13 protein-coding genes are annotated in these 19,168 nt (G+C 70.5%); 7 read left to right on the top strand and 6 right to left on the bottom strand.

What is annotated here, in order from left to right; translation table 11 throughout:
- Position 1 precedes the first annotated feature (1 nt).
- A complete protein-coding gene (gene argG, locus NRK68_RS01480) occupies positions 2-1,453 on the top strand; it encodes an argininosuccinate synthase (RefSeq protein WP_183066081.1) in 1,452 nt (483 codons plus the stop codon).
- A 333-nt stretch (positions 1,454-1,786) separates the two neighbouring features.
- Complete coding sequence (locus tag NRK68_RS01475; RefSeq protein WP_183066082.1) at positions 1,787-2,689, top strand: hypothetical protein; 903 nt, start codon at positions 1,787-1,789, stop codon at positions 2,687-2,689.
- A gap of 562 nt (positions 2,690-3,251) precedes the next feature.
- Here the strand turns inward: NRK68_RS01475 and NRK68_RS01470 are convergent.
- Entirely contained in the window at positions 3,252-4,349 is a 1,098-nt protein-coding gene (locus NRK68_RS01470) for a GNAT family N-acetyltransferase (RefSeq protein ID WP_257854525.1), read from the bottom strand.
- Positions 4,350-4,741: 392 nt separating this feature from the next.
- Positions 4,742-5,233, bottom strand: coding sequence for an SRPBCC family protein (locus NRK68_RS01465; RefSeq protein WP_257854523.1), 492 nt, complete (start codon positions 5,231-5,233; stop codon positions 4,742-4,744).
- Positions 5,234-6,389: 1,156 nt separating this feature from the next.
- Here NRK68_RS01465 and NRK68_RS01460 point away from each other — a divergent pair.
- The 3 genes from NRK68_RS01460 to NRK68_RS01450 all read left to right on the top strand — a co-directional run bounded on the left by NRK68_RS01460 (position 6,390) and on the right by NRK68_RS01450 (position 10,288).
- Entirely contained in the window at positions 6,390-7,679 is a 1,290-nt protein-coding gene (locus tag NRK68_RS01460) for a protein-glutamine gamma-glutamyltransferase (protein WP_308296010.1), read from the top strand.
- 254 nt (positions 7,680-7,933) lie between these two features.
- A complete protein-coding gene (locus NRK68_RS01455) occupies positions 7,934-8,179 on the top strand; it encodes a hypothetical protein (protein WP_257854522.1) in 246 nt (81 codons plus the stop codon).
- 282 nt (positions 8,180-8,461) lie between these two features.
- Positions 8,462-10,288 (top strand): thiamine pyrophosphate-requiring protein, encoded by a 1,827-nt coding sequence (locus tag NRK68_RS01450; RefSeq protein ID WP_257854521.1) that lies wholly within the window; start codon positions 8,462-8,464, stop codon positions 10,286-10,288.
- 167 nt (positions 10,289-10,455) lie between these two features.
- Here the strand turns inward: NRK68_RS01450 and ppk2 are convergent, their stop codons facing one another.
- On the bottom strand, positions 10,456-11,424 hold the full coding sequence (ppk2, locus tag NRK68_RS01445; protein WP_183066086.1) for a polyphosphate kinase 2: 969 nt from the start codon (positions 11,422-11,424) through the stop codon (positions 10,456-10,458).
- Positions 11,425-11,728: 304 nt separating this feature from the next.
- Between ppk2 and NRK68_RS01440 the strand changes: the two genes are divergently transcribed.
- Positions 11,729-13,486 carry an immunity 49 family protein gene (locus NRK68_RS01440; RefSeq protein WP_183066263.1) on the top strand — a complete coding sequence of 586 codons (1,758 nt, stop codon included), beginning with the start codon at positions 11,729-11,731 and terminating at the stop codon, positions 13,484-13,486.
- Here the strand turns inward: NRK68_RS01440 and NRK68_RS01435 are convergent.
- Positions 13,483-14,169: a TetR/AcrR family transcriptional regulator gene (locus NRK68_RS01435; RefSeq protein ID WP_183066087.1), complete on the bottom strand. Its 687-nt coding sequence runs from the start codon at positions 14,167-14,169 to the stop codon at positions 13,483-13,485. The genes NRK68_RS01440 and NRK68_RS01435 overlap by 4 nt on opposite strands.
- Positions 14,170-14,247: 78 nt before the next feature.
- Here NRK68_RS01435 and NRK68_RS01430 point away from each other — a divergent pair, with 78 nt between their 5' ends.
- On the top strand, positions 14,248-15,231 hold the full coding sequence (locus tag NRK68_RS01430) for an alpha/beta fold hydrolase (protein ID WP_257854518.1): 984 nt from the start codon (positions 14,248-14,250) through the stop codon (positions 15,229-15,231).
- A 53-nt stretch (positions 15,232-15,284) separates the two neighbouring features.
- Here the strand turns inward: NRK68_RS01430 and NRK68_RS01425 are convergent, their stop codons facing one another.
- Entirely contained in the window at positions 15,285-15,959 is a 675-nt protein-coding gene (locus NRK68_RS01425; protein ID WP_183066088.1) for a GNAT family N-acetyltransferase, read from the bottom strand.
- 220 nt (positions 15,960-16,179) lie between these two features.
- On the bottom strand, positions 16,180-18,927 hold the full coding sequence (locus NRK68_RS01420) for a M4 family metallopeptidase (protein ID WP_183066089.1): 2,748 nt from the start codon (positions 18,925-18,927) through the stop codon (positions 16,180-16,182).
- Positions 18,928-19,168 lie beyond the last annotated feature (241 nt).

The following is a 19,168-nucleotide window of genomic DNA, read 5'->3' as shown; positions in this document are numbered from 1 at the left end:
TATGTCTAAGGTCCTCACCTCCCTTCCCGCCGGCGAGCGCGTCGGTATCGCCTTCTCCGGCGGACTCGACACCTCCGTCGCGGTCGCGTGGATGCGCGACAAGGGCGCCGTCCCGTGCACCTACACCGCCGACATCGGTCAGTACGACGAGCCCGACATCGCGTCGGTACCCGCCCGTGCCACGGCGTACGGCGCCGAGATCGCCCGTCTGGTCGACTGCCGCGCCGCGCTGGTCGAGGAGGGGCTGGCCGCCCTGACCTGCGGTGCCTTCCACATCCGCTCCGGCGGCCGGGCGTACTTCAACACCACACCGCTCGGCCGCGCCGTCACCGGCACCCTGCTGGTCCGGGCGATGCTCGAGGACGACGTCCAGATCTGGGGCGACGGCTCCACCTTCAAGGGCAACGACATCGAGCGGTTCTACCGCTACGGCCTGCTGGCCAACCCGCACCTGCGGATCTACAAGCCCTGGCTCGACGCGGACTTCGTCACCGAGCTCGGCGGCCGCAAGGAGATGTCGGAGTGGCTGCTCGCCCACGGCCTCCCCTACCGCGACAGCACCGAGAAGGCGTACTCCACCGACGCCAACATCTGGGGCGCCACACACGAGGCCAAGACCCTGGAGCACCTCGACACCGGTGTCGAGACCGTCGAGCCGATCATGGGCGTGCGGTTCTGGGACCCGTCGGTGGAGATCGCCGCCGAGGACGTCACCATCGGCTTCGACCAGGGCCGACCGGTGACGATCAACGGCAAGGAGTTCGCCTCCGCCGTGGACCTGGTGATGGAGGCCAACGCCATCGGCGGCCGGCACGGCCTCGGCATGTCCGACCAGATCGAGAACCGGATCATCGAGGCAAAGAGCCGCGGCATCTACGAGGCCCCCGGCATGGCCCTGCTGCACGCGGCGTACGAGCGCCTCGTCAACGCGATCCACAACGAGGACACCCTCGCCCAGTACCACAACGAGGGCCGGCGGCTCGGCCGCCTCATGTACGAGGGCCGCTGGCTGGACCCGCAGGCACTGATGATCCGCGAGTCCCTCCAGCGCTGGGTCGGCGCGGCGGTCACCGGCGAGGTCACCCTGCGGCTGCGGCGCGGCGAGGACTACTCGATCATGGACACCACGGGCCCGGCGTTCAGCTACCACCCGGACAAGCTGTCCATGGAGCGCACCGAGGACTCGGCCTTCGGCCCGGTGGACCGGATCGGCCAGCTCACCATGCGCAACCTCGACATCGCCGACTCGCGCGCGAAGCTGGAGCAGTACGCGGCCCTCGGCATCGTCGGCAACACCCACGAGACGCTCATCGGGGCCGCCCAGGCCGCCTCCACGGGCCTGATCGGCGCGATGCCGGAGGGTGGCGCCGAGGTCATCGCCTCCCGCGGCCGGGCCGAGGGCGACGACGAGCAGATGCTCGACCGCGCGGCGATGGAGTTCGGCACCGACTGACCCTCCGCCCCGCCCCGCCCCCGGGCGGCGGGAGCGCACCCGGCCCCGGTCCGCGCCCCCGCCGCCCGTCGGCACGTCCGACGGACCGCCTCCCGTGCGCCGTCCCCGTCCACCTGGGGCTCTTCACGCGGAAGCCGCGCCGAGATGCGGCGCGGCTGCCCGCAGCGCAGGATGAACGAGGACGCCCAGCAGCAGCGACAGCCGGGCCCGCGGGGGCGGAGCATGGGCCGACCGGTCCGCGCACAGAGGCGTCCTCCTTCCAACCGCACCGCGGCGGGGCGTGTCCCGTACGGACCGGCCGTGCGCGTCCGAGTGCGAGAAAGGGGCGCATCCATGAGGAGATCCCTGGTGGCCGCACTGGCCACCGTCACTTCCGCGGCGGCCGTCCTGCTGGCCGGACCGGTCACGCCGGCGACCGCCGCCTCGCCGTACTGCAACCAGACGACGCCGAACACCTCGATGCTCTTCTACCGGTCGGACAACGGCCAGGCGGGCACCGGCACCCTCTCCGGCGGCCGCTGGCAGGCCAAGGCGATGCTGCGCCTGCCGACCGGGTACACGCACGGAGCGGCGAGCCGCGACTCGCTGCTGCTCTACAACAAGGACACCGGGGCCGGGGAGGTCGGCACCTTCACGGGCGGCGTGTACACCCGCGTCAAGACCTACGGCTTCGCCCCCGACTGGACCTTCATCGAGGCGTCCGGCGACTCGGTGATCTTCTACAACACCAGCGGCCGCGGGGTGACCGGCACCCTCAAGAGCGGCGCGTTCCAGCAGGTGCGCGTGTTCGACAACTTCAGCTCGGGCTGGGGCAGCATGGCCTCCTCCTGCGACACGCTGGTCGCGACGGCCCGGCACGGTTCGGTCGAGTTCCCTTGGAGCAACGTGGGGTACGGCACCCTCTCCGGCGGCGTCTACACGGACAAGGGCGCCATCCCGAGGGACGACTTCCTGGGTCAGCTGACCGCCACGAGCGACTCCGTGCTGTCGTGGGCGAGAGCGGGCGGCGAGCTCGAGTTCCGGGTGTCCGAGGCCACCGACGGCACCGGCATCTCCTTCCGGAAGATCGGAACCTCCGGCATCTGGGACAAGGTGGGCCGGACCTCCGACAGCCTGTTCTTCTACAAGACCGACGGCACGGCCTGGACCTCGACGCTGGAGAACGGCAACTACACCAATGTCGGCCCGCTGCCCCAGGTCTCCTCGGGCTGGACCCTCATCGAGGGCGGCGTGTGACGCCCCGCCGATAAGGATTCGTGCGCTGCGGACGATGTCCCTACTCTTGGGCGCAGCGGGGGTGCGCGCGTCCCCGTAGGTCGCGGAGCCGTGGCAGAGCGGTCCATTGCGATCGCCGTGGGCGAGGTCCCGCCCACGGCGACTGACGGGGACGGGGCGGACCTGCCCCCAACTGTCTCGCGGGTTCAAATCCCGTCGGCACTGCGGCCGTCCACCACCGGAGGGGCGCGGACCACCCCGGTCCGCGCCCCTCCGGCGTGCTCGGCCGGCCCCCGCCCGCCACCCGAAACGCGCTGGGGCGGGTGGCGACGACGGCGCATACGCACTCAGCCACCGACTTCATCCGCCCGCAGCGGACAACCTCGTGCGGGCCGTCAGCCCGCTCCCGCCGCCCGGTATGACTGCTTCAGCCCGGAAGGTACCCGCCGGGCACGGACCGGACTGCTGTCAAGGGCGGTGGCGGTGCCCGCGCCGGGGCCCGCGTGTCGCTGTTCAGCGCGTGGGCGGTGCCGCCGCCGCATGCCCTCGGCCTCGTCGACCACACGTACTGCCGGTTTCGCTCTCACGGGCGGGGTGTCCGGTCGCGCATCCTGCCGACCGTGGCCAGGGTGCGCAGCGCCGCGGCCTTGAGCTGCGGTCGCTCACGTACGAACCCCCGGAAGGCGCGCGGCGGCTCGTGGCTGAGCCAGTGCAGGGCCGCCCCGGCCCCGGCCCGGAGCACGGCACCCTCGTGCACGGTCAGCTCCCGTGTCTTGAGGGAGTCCTTGTAGGCGGCGTCGCCCCTGCCGAGATCGAGCATGCCGATCCCGGCGGCGGCAGCCGCTTCGATCATGCGGAGGTAGAGGACGCGTCCGGGACTGAAGGTGGCGAAGTCCCGGTCGTAGGCGGGGAACCAGCACGACAGCACGGTGCGCGAGCGCAGCCCGAAGTGTGCGGCGACGGGCCGCTCGCCCGCGTAGAGGACCGACAGCAGGCCGGAGCAGGAAGGCGTCTGCGTGGTGGCGAGCATCCGCACCAGGTTGTTGATCCAGTCCTGGGCGAACCGGTCGCGCCGGCCGGTTCGGCGGTACTGGGCGGACTTCCACGCCATCAGAGTCCCGAGGACCGCCGGACTACGCTCGTCGAATACGAATCGCAGCGGCCCGGCCTGTCGGGCCAGACGGCGTTCCTGGGCCCGCGTCGCCTTCAGGAAGGTGCGGGAACCGGCTCGGAGCAGGGTCTCGTAGCCGGCGTACCCGCCGGTGAGGTCGATGACGGGTGAGGCGAACCGCCCCGTGGCGAACGGAAGGAACAGGTCCTGGCCGCTCTCGAGGTGGTTGAATTCCCAGACGGACAGGGAACTGGCACGCAGCAGCTCGTACGGGTCCACGACCACCCCGGGGCGCAGCACGGCCCCCTGGCTGTCGGACACACCCAGGCCGATGGCACGGCCGCGGCCCCAACGGCCCCGCTCGAAGGGAAAGAAGCCGGCCGGCTCGCCGTCCTGGCGCACCACCGCGACCCTGGCACCCTGCCGGACACGGCCGATCGCCTGGCAGAACTCCGGGCTCATGAAGGGATTGGCCTCCGGCGCCGTACTGGCACGCAGTTCGCCCCAGAGCTCCAGGTCGGTCGGGCTCAGCTCGGCAGGGCGAATCACGTCGATGTGTTGAACGGTCACTACGGCTCCTGATTCGTCGGAATACTCGCCGGGGCCCTGGGCGACTGCCGGCACACGAGGAGTGCGCTGCGGTCCCGCCGTGGCGCATACCGTCCCCGGCCCGTTGGCGGCGGGCCGGGGACGGTATGCGAGGGCGCCCTACGGTGTTAAACGACTGTCGGAGTATCAGGCAGCGGCGGGCGGGGCCGCCGTGACGGAGCACCCTTCCGACGGCGTCCACGACTCGGCCGGAGGGCGGTGGCGCAGACGGTCAGGACGCCGGAGGGCGGGCCGGTGTCGGGTTCGGGCGTCCACGGTGCTCGTCGGACACAGCACCGGCGTGGTCGACGCGCTGTCTTCCCGACCGCACGAACACGCCAAACGCCGTCAGACAGCGGACCGGTTACGGAAGATCAGTCCGTAGCCTCACGGACGTCCTTTCCCTGCTCGGCGAACGCCTTGAAGTCCTGCATGTGCTGTTGCGACTGCTTGCGGAAGGCGCCGGGCATCAGAAAACCCACCAGCTTCATCAGGAAGCCGCTGAACCGGTATTCGTTCTCGCTCTCCCAGAGCGTCGTTTCCGGGCCGGTTTCGGTCAGGCGGTCGCGCACGGCGCTCCACATGCCCTCTCCGACGATTTCGCGGTCGAAGTGAACGAGGCTCGTTTTCGGGATCTTGCGCAGGTCTGCCGGTTCCCGGCGTGTGATGGTCTCGGTGCACTCGATCTTCCGCTGACCCATCTGCATCACGACCCGCGACGTGGTGCCGACCTGCCCGTGCTGCCCACTCAGCGGCTCATGCAGTACCAGGCCCCGCAGCCATTCCGGCAGGTGGGCCGGGTCGGCGAGCAGCTGGACCACCTTTTCTCGCGGCAGGGCGATCTCGCTGGAGACGGTGTATCTCACGGTGCGCATCATTCCTTCCGATGGGGGCCGGCCCGCTTTCATGCACCCGGTCCGCTTCCGAGGTCGGCGGCGGCACGGCGGCCGTCGGTATCTTCCCGCGTGAAGCAGTGCATCCCGCATGACGCACCGTGGCTGATCCCGCTCTGCGGGAATCATGAACGTGAGGGTCAACAGACCGGTCGAATCGGCTACGGGTTGTCCCGCAGCGCCTGCATGACCGCAGGCGCCCTCCACTGCGCCGGCAGCGGGCCGGCCGCCACCTGAGTCGGAACCTCCCCTGGCGTACCGACGCCATGCCCCGGGTTCCGGCCCGCCGGGGGCGGGTGGCAGCTCAGGCGGTCGGCAGGCGGGCGCGGCGCGGCGATCTCAGCGCCAGGGTGACGGCAGCGGTGGTGCCGGTCCGGGCTGCCACGACCGGCAGCCGGCCGGGGGCCCTCCCACGCCGGCCCCGCGCTCTGCCGCCTCGACCCGTGCGTCGCCCGCCTCAGCTGCGGCTCCTTCCCCCGTGCCTGCAGGGGAGAGGGCTTTGTCAGCCGTTTTGCGGAAGACGACGACTCATGACGGAGCGGTTCCGGATGGCGAGACGACCGAGGACCGCAGGGGAGGTGGCGAGGATTCTGCGGTCCTCCCGGCGGGCACCGGGCACGCCGAACGGGAACTCCGCAGGCGTCGGCCGGAGTTCCCGAGGCCCGTATTACTGCCGGCGCATGACATTCCTCGGCCCGGCTGAGCGCGGCCACAGGCCATTCCACGGGACTCTCGAGGCGTCCGGTGCCGGGCGCGCCGCGGATCGCGGGGCCGGGGGCGGGAGAAGCTGCCGTTGAACGTAAGGGACGCAGGGCAGGCCCGGTCCGCATGACCGAATACCGCCCCACCGGGCAGCTGGCCGATTTTGGGGCCGCAGTGTTGTCGGGGAATCCGCGTCAGGACATGATCACTTCTCGCGCAACCTGACGGTCCATTCGGGAGTCGAGAAATGAGCCGCAAATCTCCTGCGCGAGACGGAGAACGGAGATCCGTCCACCCGGCCGGCGCTCGGCGCAGAACAACGTGGCCTGATGCTGCCGACACGGGCCGAACGGGGCCGAGTCCGCCCCGGGGCGCTTGGATTTACCGGCCTCCCTCCGGTCGCCGCACCGGCGTTCCGCGTGCCGTCATGTCAATTTTCACCGCAAAGGAATGTTGGTTTTTCATGTACAAACGTTCAGGAATTATGGCCCTGACCACAGCGGGCATAGTGCTGTGCACCTCTGGTCTCGCGCCGTCCGTCAGCGCGGCAGCCGGCGGCACCGGCGACGGAAAGAGTTCCTACGCCGAAAGCAACGGCCTGACAGCGGATGACATCGGGCTCATCAACACACTGAACGAGAAGGCCTTGGAGCTGGGCCGGCCGGACAAGCCCGTGGGTGATGCCCTGCCGAGGGCCACCGAGTCCCTCCGGGCCCCCGCCGCGGCAGACGGCAGGGTGACTCCGCCGGCCGAGCCCCTGGACCGCATGCCCGACGCCTACCGGGCCCGCGGAGACAGGGCCACTACCGGCATCAGCAACTACATACGCAAGTGGCAGCAGTCCTACAGCCACCGCGACGGACACATACGGCAGATGACCGAACAGCAGCGAGAGCAGCTGTCCTACGGCTGTGTCGGCGTCACCTGGGTCAACTCGGGCCCCTACCCGACGAACAAACTGGCCTTCGCCTCCTTCGACGAGGAAAATCACAGGGATGCTCTGGCGACCACCAGCCCCCGGCCGGGCGAGACGCGGGCCGAGTTCGAGGGGCGCATCGCCAAGCAGAGCTTCGACGAGGCCAAGGGCTTCAACCGGGCTCGCGAAGTGGCATCCGTCATGAACAAGGCCCTGGAAAACGCCCACGACGAGAGTGCCTATCTGACCGGCCTCAAGGCAGAGCTCACCAAGAACAACGACGCTCTGGCCGGCGAAGACAGCCGTTCGAACTTCTACTCGGCTCTGCGGAACACGCCGTCCTTCAGGGACAGGAACGGGGGCAACCACGACCCGTCCAAGATGAAGGCGGTCATCTACTCGAAGCACTTCTGGAGCGGACAGGACCCCCGGAGCTCCTCCGAGAAGAGGAAGTACGGCGACCCCGAAGCATTCCGCCCCGACCGGAACACAGGCCTCGTCGACATGTCGGCGGACAGGAACACCTCACGCAGCCCCGCCAAGCCCGGCGAAAGCTATGTCAACTTCGACTACGGCTGGTTCGGGGACCAGAAAGAAACGAACCCTGACAACATCATATGGACCCACGCCAACCACTACCACTCGCCGGAAGGCGGAATGGGGCCCATGCAGGTGTACGAGAGCAAGTTCCGCAGCTGGTCCTCCGGATACACGGACTTCGACCGCGGAACCTACGTCATCACCTTCATACCCAAGAGCTGGAACACGGCACCCGCCAAAGTGAAGCAGGGCTGGCCGTAACGATCGACGCATCGGACGAGAAGCAGCGTCGGAGCATCGCCCGGGTCGGCCGAGGGCGTAGGGGGGGCCTCGATGATCTCGACGGCTGTCGCCAGCGGCGTGGCGTACGCCTCGGCCCAGGTGAGGCAGGCGGGGACGGCCCTGTCCAGGACGCCACCGTCGACGTCCTCGGCGACCGCGGCCACAAGACCGGCCCGTCCCCGTACCGCGGACGGTGTCCAGCGCCCCACGGCAGCGACGGCACGCACACCTGCGTGCCGTCGCTGCCGTCCGGTGCGGCTCGCTGCGGGGCGTTCCTGCTGCCCGACCTGCGCGTCCTGCAGCTGGGCGACGCGGCCGGGAACTCGCTGTGCCGGGAAGCGCTCGCTCAGGCCGCACGGGCGGCCCGGGACGAGCGCTCGCTGGAGCCGGCTCCTTATTCACCCCCGGCGCTGCGCCGGCTGCGCTGGACCAAGGGCCTGATCAAGAACCTCTCCCCCCGGACACTGACCGGCCAGTGACGTTTCTGCTCCTGCCCAGCGGTTAGGCGCGGTGTATGTGCTGCGGTCACCCACGTCAGGCGGGTCGGCTGTGGCGCTGCGACGACACACAACGCCGCACGTGCGTCGTTGAGCCCGGCATCGTGCTGGACGAACTGAGACGGAGCTGTCGACGAGCGGACTGACGCACGCCCCCTGTAATGGCGCCCCACGACCACCGCTCCCCGGGCGGACGCCGGCGGTTCGGCCGCGGGCGAACCGCCCGGCCGCTCACGCACCCGTCCACCCACGAGAAGGAGCCGCATGTCGATCAAGGTCTCCGACTTCATCCTCCAGCGTTTGCGCGAGTGGGGTGTGGAGCACGTCTTCGCCTATCCCGGCGACGCGATCAACGGCCTGCTGGCCGCGTGGGGCCGAGCGGACGACGAGCCTCGGTTCGTCCAGTCGCGCCACGAGGAGATGTCCGCCTTCGAAGCCGTCGGCTACGCCAAGTTCTCGGGCCGCGTCGGCGTCTGCGCGGCGACCTCCGGCCCGGGTGCCATCCATCTGCTCAACGGCCTGTACGACGCCAAGCTCGACCACGTGCCGGTCGTCGCGATCGTGGGCCAGACCAACCGCAGCGCCATCGGCGGCTCCTACCAGCAGGAGGTCGACCTGCTCAGCCTCTACCAGGACGTGGCCTCGGACTTCTGCGAAATGATCACGGTCCCCGAACAGCTGCCGAACCTCATCGACCGGGCGATGCGCACCGCGTACGCCAAACGCACCGTGACCGCGCTCATCGTGCCCGCCGACGTCCAGGAACTGGAGTACGCGCCGCCCACACACGCCTTCAAGATGGTTCCCTCCAGCCTTGGCAGTCCGGCCTACGCGCCCATCCCCGCCGACGACGACCTGGCACGGGCCGCCGCCGTCCTCAACGAGGGCAAGAAGGTCGCCGTCCTGATCGGCCAGGGCGCCCGCCACGCCCGGCCCGAGGTCGAGGCAGTGGCGGACACGCTGAGCGCCGGAGTGGCCAAGGCGCTGCTCGGCAAGGACGCCCTGCCCGACGACCTCCCGTACGTCACCGGCTCGATCGGGCTCCTGGGCACCCGCCCCTCCTACGAGATGATGCGGGACTGCGACACCCTCCTCGTGGTGGGCTCCAGCTTCCCGTACACCCAGTTCCTCCCGGAGTTCGACCAGGCCCGCGCCGTACAGATCGACATCGACCCCTTCATGGTCGGCCTGCGCTACCCCTTCGAGGTCAACCTCGTCGGGGACGCCGAACAGACGCTGAAGGCGCTGCTGCCGCAGCTGAAGCCCAAGAAGCACGGATCCTGGCGCAAGAAGATCGAGAAGGACACCGCGCGCTGGTGGCAGGTCATGGAACGGCGCGCAGGGGTGGAAGCCGACCCCATCAACCCCGAGTACGTCGTGCACGCCCTTGACGCACTGCTGCCCGACGACGTGATGCTCGCCGCCGACTCCGGCTCGGCGGCGAACTGGTACGCGCGGCACCTGCGGCTGAGGGGGACCATGCGCGGCTCGCTGTCGGGGACCCTGGCCACCATGGGGCCCGGGGTGCCGTACGTCATCGGAGCCAAGTTCGCCCACCCCGAACGCCCGGCGGTGGCCATCGTCGGCGACGGAGCCATGCAGATGAACGGACTGGCCGAGCTGATCACCGCCGCGAAGTACTACCAGGAGTGGACGGACCCGCGGCTGGTCGTGGCGGTGCTCAACAACCAGGACCTCAACCAGGTCACCTGGGAGATGCGCGCACTGTCCGGCGCCCCTCAGTTCCTTCCCTCCCAGGCGCTGCCGGACGTCCCCTACGCCGGCTTCGCGCGCTCCATCGGGCTGGGCGGCCTGCGGGTGGAGGAGCCGGCCGAGGTCGACTCCGCGTGGAAGGAAGCCCTGGCTGCGGACCGTCCCTTCGTCATCGACTTCCGCACCGACCCGGCCGTCCCGCCGATCCCACCGCACGCCGATCTCGACCAGATCGAAGCCACGGCCGCCTCGGTCCTCAAGGGCGACAGCGACCGTACGGGCATGATCCGCCAAGGCCTCAAGGCCAAGATCCAGGAGTTGCTGCCGGGGCGGGGGAACCACGCCCGCCGTGGCGCCCACGATGACGAAGGTGTGTGACGCGCCCGGCCCCCGGGCGAGGTCCGACTGTACGACGGCGACGGACATCCTGGCCGCTCCGGGTCCTCATGGAGGAGTCATGGCTGCACCGAACAGGCTGCTGGAAGGTCTTCCCGACGCGGGTGCGGGCGTCCAGGTCGGCAGCAGATGAACCGGGTGACCGGCGCCTACGGGTCGGGGTGCAGACCGGGGCCCACGGGCGGCCCGGCCAGAGGAGTGGGGGAGAGGTTGGACGGCTCCTCACCGGCCTCGAGGAGTGTGTCGGCCGCGCCGACGATGAGGCTGTCGGGCTTGCCCACCGCGGCTTCGTCCTTGCGGTCGTAGTCGATCCGCCACAACAGGCTCCGCATGGCTTCCAGGCGCCCGCGCCGCTTGTCGTTGCTTTTGACCACCGTCCACGGCGCGCGAGCGGTGTCGGTCGCACGGAACATCTCGACCTTCGCCGTGGTGTAGGCGTCCCACAGGTCCAGGGAGGCGAGGTCCGTGGGCGACAGCTTCCACTGCCGCACCGGATCGACCTGCCGGATCGCGAAACGGGTGCGTTGCTCGGCGCGGGAGACCGAGAACCAGAACTTCACCAGGAGGATCCCGTCCTCCACGAGCATCGCCTCGAAACCGGGACACTGCCGCAGGAACAGCTCGTGTTGCTCCGGCGTGCAGAAACCCATCACCTTCTCCACGCCGGCCCGGTTGTACCAGGACCGGTCGAAGAAGACGATCTCACCGGCAGACGGCAGATGAGGGACGTACCGCTGGAAGTACCACTGCCCCTCCTCCCGCCCGGTCGGCTTGTCCAGGGCGACGATCCGTGCTCCGCGGGGGTTGAGCCTCTCGGTGAACCGCTGGATCGTTCCGCCCTTGCCCGCCGCGTCCCGGCCCTCGCAGATCACCACCAGCCGGGCACCGGTCTCCTTGGCCCAGTGCTGCAGCTTCAGCAGCTCGATCTGGAGGATCCGCTTGGTCCGCTCGTACTCGGCCCGCCGGATCTTGCGGTCGTACGGGTAGTTCTCCTTCCACGTTCTGATCGGCGCGCCGTGCGCATCGAGCAGAACAGGCTGCTCCGGTCGACTGGCGTCCACGCTCAGGCCGGCCAGCAGGTCCTCGGAATTCTGCCGCCGCGGTTCGAGATCACTCACGTCTCGCGCCTACCCCGAGCGGCACCGAATATGACAAGACGGTCCTGCCCCCGCCCCTGCCCTTTCCCCCCACCCCGCCCGCACCGCGACCCCCAAGGCGTGGCCGCCTCGGCTGGACACGTCCCGAACGGTGGCGGCCCCACACCGCCCCCCCCAGCCCTCCCGCTCGCGGCGGCGACCGCAGAGAAGCACGCTCAGGTCGCCCGTCCAAGGCGGAGTGGCAGCCGTCGGCTGTCAGATCTCGCACCTAGGCTGTCGCCGGTATCGATCAAGGAGCAGGGCAGTGCGAATAGAGCGTCACCAGGTGGCCGGGGCCGTCGTGTCGGCAGCCCGTGAGGACTTCACGAACCGTATCGGGGGGCAGGTGCGGTCCATGTCGAGGGCCGGCCGGATCACCACGTACGAATGGCAGTTGATCGCCGACGACTTCCTCGACTACCTCGCCGCGCTCTCCGTCACGTCACCCGACCTCGACACCCCGGAGGCCAAGGCCGCCCTCAAGGACGCTTCCGAGGCCGCGGCCGGCGCCGTCGCCTATGCCGCCTACCACCCGCACTGCAGCTTCCAAGTCTTCCTGGAATACCCGAACTTCGGGATGAGCTACGACCCGGGTGACGACGCGCCCGAAGAGAGCGTCACTCCCGGCGAGTGGATCGACGCGCTCTGCCTGGCGGTCCTGAGGGACAAGGCGAAGTGGCATGGTGAGGCCTTCCACTTCGCGCGGGACAAGTTCGTCGAGAAGGCGCAGGGGACACCCGCCGGCGAACTCGTCACCGCCCTGAATGCCGTGGTTCTCGACAGCACCGGCAACGACGAGGAATACCCGCCGAGCGCCCGGGCCAAGCTCGCTGCCGTCGACGCGGCCCTGGACCGCGTCCGTACCCGCGCCCAGGGGGCCGGCGCGGTGGGGGACCGGCCGGAGAGTGCGAGTGCGGCGCTGCCTACGCTAGCGGCGCTGCGTACGCTGCGCGCCCTGGCCGCCGAGGACCGGACCGCGTTCGATGCAGCTCTGGCCGACCTCCTCGTCGAGCACAGCGCCCGGCAGGGCCCCTCGGCTTCCGCTCGCTCCCTGCTGCCGCTCGTCCCGATCGCCCTTGCCGCTCTCGCGTACCGGACGCTGGGCTGGTCACCCGCCGTACGCAGCGACTACCTCCCGCACGCGCTGATCACCGGGTTCGAGACCCCGGGTCCGAGGGTCGCCGGCTTCGGCCGTGACCGGCGGCCCGACGCGGTAGCCGCGCTCGCCGCGGGCCCCCTGGTGGTGGAACGACCGGCCTGCGAGCGGGCCGTGCACCCGCAGACCGAGGCCATGTACGAGGAGGATGTCCAGGAGTTGCTCACCGCGGGCGAGGGACAACCCCTGAAGGTCTGGCGGCTCGCCTGGATCATGGACGACCAGGTGCGCCTGTTCAAGTGGCGTTCGGCAGATCCCGGCGAGCTCACGGATCGCCGACTCGCGCCCCTGCGACGGGCCGCCCGGATGGGGGCGGCACTGTTCCGCATCGCTCTCGCCGAGCCGGGAACCGAGGTCGAGGTGACCATTGACGGCCGCGCACTGCGCTGTCCGGCCGAACGGGGCGAGGAGGCCGGCGCCCACAATTGGGAGAGGGCGGTCGCCCTCGCCCTGATCACCGGAGAGCGCGAGGACCTCGCCCCTCTGGTCCTCACCGGTCCTGCCTTCGCCCGCCCGGACGGCGCCGCCTTCAGCGCGTACCGCGAGGCCCTGCACGCCTATCTGAGGGGCGTGGACGCCGAACAGGCCGCGCAGCGAGCGCTCCAGCAGGTCGAGAACGCCAAGGACTGGGGCTTCGCCATGCCTCCGGCGGTGCTGCTGTCCCAGCTCATCGAGGGCGACGAGGAGAGCTTCAACCTGGCGCTGGCCGACGCGCTCGAAGCCCACCGCGCCTACTACCAGGTCGCCGACCGCGCCGACGATGCGGATGCTGCCATCAGTCTCGGCATCGTGGGTCTGGCCTGCCACGCCCGTCGGCGTGGCTGGGCCATCCGAGTCGAGTCCGCCTACCTTCCACCGGACCTGCTGCAGGCTGCCGAGCCCTTCTAGAACTGGCCTGGTCGACCGGCGGCGGTGGTGGCGGCGGCGGCGGTGGCGGCGGTCGTCGGTTCGTCCGGTGCGGGGGGCCGCTGGGGGGTGAAGATGCGGTCCAGGTGGTGGTGGAGTACCGCGACGGCCGATTCCGGCTGCCGCTGGCCCACGAGGATGCTGGTCCCCATCGTCGCCGTCATCGCCAGAAGGCTGATCGCCTCCGTGCGCGCGTCGGCGTCCGGATCGGCCAGCCCCGCCTCCTGCGCCTGCCTGATCAGGCCTGCCAGAGCGTCCTCGGCGGCATCCGGTTTGTCGATGAACGGCTGCGCGGCGAGGGCGTCGTCCGTCACGGACAGGATCGAGTAGGAGCTGTAGAGGAGATGAAAGGTGCGGCTCTCCTCGTCGGTGGGCAGGGAAGCCAGCAGGATCGCCTCGATGGTCGCGCGCGGGCCGGGATCCGGGCCGACGGCGCTCAGGCGCGCCCCCACACGGGCGGAGAAGCGGTCGGTGAGATGCTGGAGCCCGTAGAAGAGCAGCTTTTCCTTGGTCTGGAAGTAGTACTGCACGAGCCGCAGTGACACGCCGGCCTCGGCCGCCACGTCCCGCATGCCGACGGCGTGCAGTCCGCGCCGTCCGGCGACCCGGACGAGCGCCTCGGCGATCTGCGTCCGCCGCTCCTCGTGGTCCACGCGCTTCGGCATGTGGTCTGTCTCCGCCCGTCGATGCTGAATGGGGTCCGGCCGCCCGGCTCGTTTTCATGATACCGCCGTACCATTTTCATGGTACGTTCGTATTACGAAGAACGGATCTTCCAGGAGGTGCCCGTGCCCGTGCCCCAGACCCCGACGACCCGGCCCCGCGTGAGCCGCGACATCGGCCACTACGTGAACGACACGCTGCGGGACCGGTACTTCGCCGCATGCGACGCCCTCTACGCGCTGGGCGCACCCGCCCGCTCCGAGACCGATGTCGAGACGAGCTTCGGCACCACGCACGTCTACCGTTACGGCCCCACGGACCCGGCCGCCGAGACCCGCACGCCCGTGGTCCTGATCCACGGCTCGGGGGGCTGCTCCGCCCAGTGGTACCCCAACACCCGCGCCCTCAGCGCCGAACGCCCCGTCTACGCCCTCGACACCCCCGGCGACCCCGGCCGCAGCGTCCACCGCGAGCCCATGTGGCAGCCCGAGCGCGCCGCGCAATGGCTGGACGAAGCCCTCGACGCGCTCGGCCTGGACAAGGTCCACCTGGTCGGCTCCTCCTACGGCGGCTGGCTGGTGATCAACCAGGCCCACCGTCGGCCCGGACGGCTCGCCTCCGTCACCGCCCTCGACCCCGGCGGCCTGGAAAAGGTGGGACTGCGCTTCTTCGTCTGGATCTTCGCCAGCCTCTTCGCCACATACGCCCCCAAGGCGTGGCGGCCCCGCCTGGCCGAGTGGCTGGAGCAGCCGGTGATCGTCGTCCCTGAGCTCCGCGCGATGATCCAGGCCGGCGTACGGGCCTTCCGGATCCGCCGCCCCGCCCCGCTGCCGCTGTCGGACGCCGAACTGGGCACCATCCGGACGCCGTTCTACCTGATCATGGGCAAGCGCAGCCTGCTCGTGCACCCGCAGAGGCAGCTGGAGCGGGTGCCGCGCCTCATCCCCGGAGCCCGCGCCGAGATCGTCGCCGCCACCGGCCACGGACCGCAGATCGACCACCCCGACCTGGTCAACGCCCGGATGCTGGCCTTCATGGAGGACATCGACTCCCGCGGCGCATGAGGTCTACCGGCACGAGGCAGCAGCCGACCCTCACATGATCCCCTCCTGGCCGGTCAGGAAGCCGCCGGCCGCCCGGCGATCACGACGTCGGCCTCGCGGCGCCAGCCGAGGGACGAGTACAGGTGCCGGCCTTCCTCACTGGCGATCAGCAGACCGGTACGGGCGCCCCCGGACACGGCTGCCTCCGCCAAGGCGCTCATCACGGCGCGCCCCAGGCCGCGACGACGGTGCGCCGCGTCCGTCTCGATGCGATCGGCGATCGCGTCGCCGCCGACCACGGCCATGGTGCCGCGCGCCGCCACCTCACCGGAGGGGCCGCGGAGGGAGACGACCGTGACCGGTCCATCCGTACGCACCTCGCGCTCGTACGGCGCGGCGGGCGCGTGCCGCGGGTGCTCGGTCAGATCGGTCGTCATGAGCCACTCGGCACGGCGCAGCAGCTCCAGTCCCGCGGCGTCGACGACGGCCTCGACCCTGCCCGGGCGCAGCGTGGGTACGGTGAGCCAGGTGACCTGCCGCGCGGCGGCAACGGCTGCCGCCAGCCGCGCCAAGGACTCGGGCTCCTCGTCCGCGCGCAGCGCGAACACCTCCACCTCGCGCCCGGGTTGATGGCACTCGGAGCGCAGCCCGTCACCGCCGGTCCCGACCGGCTCGGCCTCGGGCAGGGAGCGGGCAACGGTCCAGCCGCCCAGCCAACGTCGTATCAGCTCTGATTCGATCTTCACCATCCGGCCATTGGAGCACGACCACAACAGCCCGGGCACGGCCGGACCGGGCACGTGTACGGGCTCGTGTACGGGCTCGTGTACGGGTACGGATGGGGGGCGCCGGCGCCGCGTCGGGAAGCCAGGGCGGGGACATGACAGCCGCCGGATCCCCGCTCGAATGCCTGGCGCGCGGACGGGGCCGACGGCTGCGGCCGTCGGCCCCGTCACTCAGCGGTGGGGATCAGCAGGTGCCGGCCGGGCGTTCCCGGACCACCAGGTCGGTTGAGCCGGTCGTCGCGTCCAGCCAGGCGACCTGGCGGCCCGCGCCGGCCACCGGGTAATTCTGCTCACCGCGGTTGCAGGACACCCGCTCGCGGCGGGCGCCATCGGTGGTCAGCTGCCACAGCTTCGGCAGCGACTCGTTGCGGAACCGGGTGTCCGGCGTACGGGCGACCAGGGTCAGCGCGTCCTGCGAGACCGTCAGGTCGGAAGCGATGAAAGCACCCGGCTTGTGCTCGCTGCTGACGAGGAAGGCGCCGCGGCCGTCCAGGCCGGAACTGACGACCGACACAAGACCGCCGTTGCTCTCGTCGCTGTCCGCCAGCCAGAACACGTTCTTGCCGTTGATGCCGGTCTGGCCCAGGCTCACCGGCTCGTCCAGCTGCTCGGTCAGGACCGCCTTGCCGGTGGCCAGGTCGACCACCTCGACGCCCAGCCGGTAGGAGCCGCCCTGCGCGTACAGCTTCGCGTAGGCGATCTTGTTGTCGCTGATGGAGGGCAGCGCGGTCAGGGTGTTCCACTTCTTGCCGTCGGTGAAGACCGGCGCCTTGTCGGTGGGCCGCATGTAGCCGACGTGCCGGCCGCCGAGGATGTCGTACTCCTCGAACACGACCGTGTTCTTCTCCACCCGCAGGCCCGCGACGCCCGTCGTCGAGCTGTAGAGCGTCTTGACCGGCCCGCCCGCCACCGGACGGGAGAGCACGTCGACCGAGGCCGGGCCGTACGCCGTCCACACCACCGTCTTGCCGTCCGTCGCCGGGGCGGTGTGGTAGCGGCCGTCGTTGGGGCTGATCACCTTCGGCGCGCCCTTGCCGTCGAGCCGGCCGGCGTAGACCGAGTAGGGCTCGGAGCCGTCGTCGTTGGACTTCGAGGCCGTCCACCAGCCGCCGCCCGCACCCACACCGGAGTCCGTGGTGTTCAGCGTCCCGAAGAGGGTGTCGCTGTCGACACCGAGGGCCTGCTCCCAGCCCGGGACGATGCCGTGGGCGTTGAAGGACCGCTTGACGGTGTTCTGCTGGGAGGAGGTCGCGCCCAGCGCCTTGGCAGCGGCGAGCACCGCGCCCCGGGCCTCGGTGAACCCGTCGATCGGCGTCATGTACTCGGTGACGGCCTTGTACACGATCTTGTCGGCGAGCTCCCCGCCCAGGTCCTCGCGCATGTCCCACAGCGCGCCGGAGAAGATCGTGGAGTTCAGGTGCACGCCGCCGTTGTCGGTGGCGAACGACACGCCCAGGAAGCTCTTCGACGTGGTGGCCCCGTCGTTGAGGTCACGCAGCGCGCAGTCGGCGGCGGCCTTCGTGCGGCACAGGTCCTCGCCGATCAGGCCGGCGGCCGGATCGCCCATCGGCGTGCCGCTCGCGGTGACGTCGATGGCGTTGCCGAAGTAGTCGGCCAGGGCCTCGTTCAGGGCGCCGGACTGGCCCGCGTAGACCAGGTTCGCCGTGTGCTCGATGACCCCGTGGGTCATCTCGTGGCCCACGACGTCGGTGTCGGCGGACATCGGCTTGAACTCGTCGTCGCCGTTGCCGTAGACCATCTTGGTGCCGTCCCAGAACGCGTTGGCGTAGGGCAGGCCGTAATAGGTCACGCCGACCAGCGAGTTGACGACCCCACCGGCCCCGTCGAGGCTGTCGCGCCCGAAGTTCTTCTTGTAGAAGTCGTAGACCTGGCCCGCGTTCCAGTGGGCGTCCACGGCCCCCGACTCCGTCGCCGGCCCGCCGAAGGTGGTGGTCGGGGAGGAGAACATGGTGATGCCCGAGGGCCACTTGCCCGCCGTCTCCGACACCGACTTGCCCCGGGCGTCCCAGGTGGACAGCAGGCTCTTCGATGTGGCGCGCATCCGGCCCGCGTCCGCAAGGAGGTAGTTCCCCGCCGCAGGGTCGTAGGCGATGTCCAGCGATGCCGGGGTACCACCGAGCCGGGTACCGGAACCGGTCTCCGGGACCAGGTTCGGGGGAACGGCGGGAGGCCCGTCCGCCGTCGCCCCCTCCGCGGCCTGACCGGCCGTCCCCGTGGCGGCCTTCGGGGCCGCCAGCGTCTTCAACGCGCTGTACTGCAGCGCCGGGTAGCCCGAGCGGGCGTCCACGTACACCTCGTCCACGACCGGCGCGCCGGTGCCGGGGGCGGTGCCGCGCACGGTGACGCGGTAGGCGAGTACGCCGCCGCCCTTGGGCAGGACGACGAGCCCCTTGGCCTCACCGGTCATGCCGGTGGCCGCCGGGTCACCGGACTCCGAGCGGGGCGCCTGGCCCTTGTGGAGGGCGGCGCCCAGCCGGCGGGCCGTGGCGGCGACCGCTCGGCGTACCGCCACGTCCTCGGCGACCTGGGGGGTGACGTCGGTCTTCAGGGCCGTGAAGTAGTGCCCCGAAGTGCCGGTGACCACGCGCTTGCCGTCCTGCTTCTGCATGCGCACGACGTACTGGCCGCCCAGGACGTCGACTCCGCGGTGCTTCTGCTGCAGCCGGACGGTCTCGTCCCTGGCCCCGGTGGCCGTCGCCGAGAGGGTGGCGAGGTCGCTGCCCGCCCGCGGGATCTTGTAACGGCTCTTGTTCGCCGCGAGGTGCTTGCGGGCCGCGTCGGCGGGGGCGGCCTTGGCGTCCACGGACTCCCGTAGGCCCTCGACGAGCACCGGGGTCGCGGTGTCCTGGCCGGGCAGGACGTTCGAGGGGCCGGGGTCCGCGGCCCACGCCGGCGACGCCTGCAAGGTCATTGCGGCGGCCAGCAGAACCGCGATTCCTCCGGCGGATCGGAACTCTTTCCGCCATATCCGTCGTACGGTCGGGGTCGGAGCCGACGAACCTGCGCTGAACTTGGGCAAGGGGTCTCCTCAACCATGAGTGCCTGATGCGTAGCTGTGAGTCGCCGCCATGCAAGCGCCGCAGGCGGCTCGCGACCAGAGCCGGGGCCCCCTCAGAAGTGGCCATGCACAGTTGTGGGGGCCCTGTGAAGGC

Origin of the sequence: Streptomyces yangpuensis (assembly GCF_024666385.1) — a bacterium.
GTDB classification, from domain to species: Bacteria; Actinomycetota; Actinomycetes; order Streptomycetales; family Streptomycetaceae; genus Streptomyces; species Streptomyces yangpuensis.
Note: the sequence above shows the minus strand (reverse complement) of the source record. Positions and strands in the feature narration are given on the sequence as shown.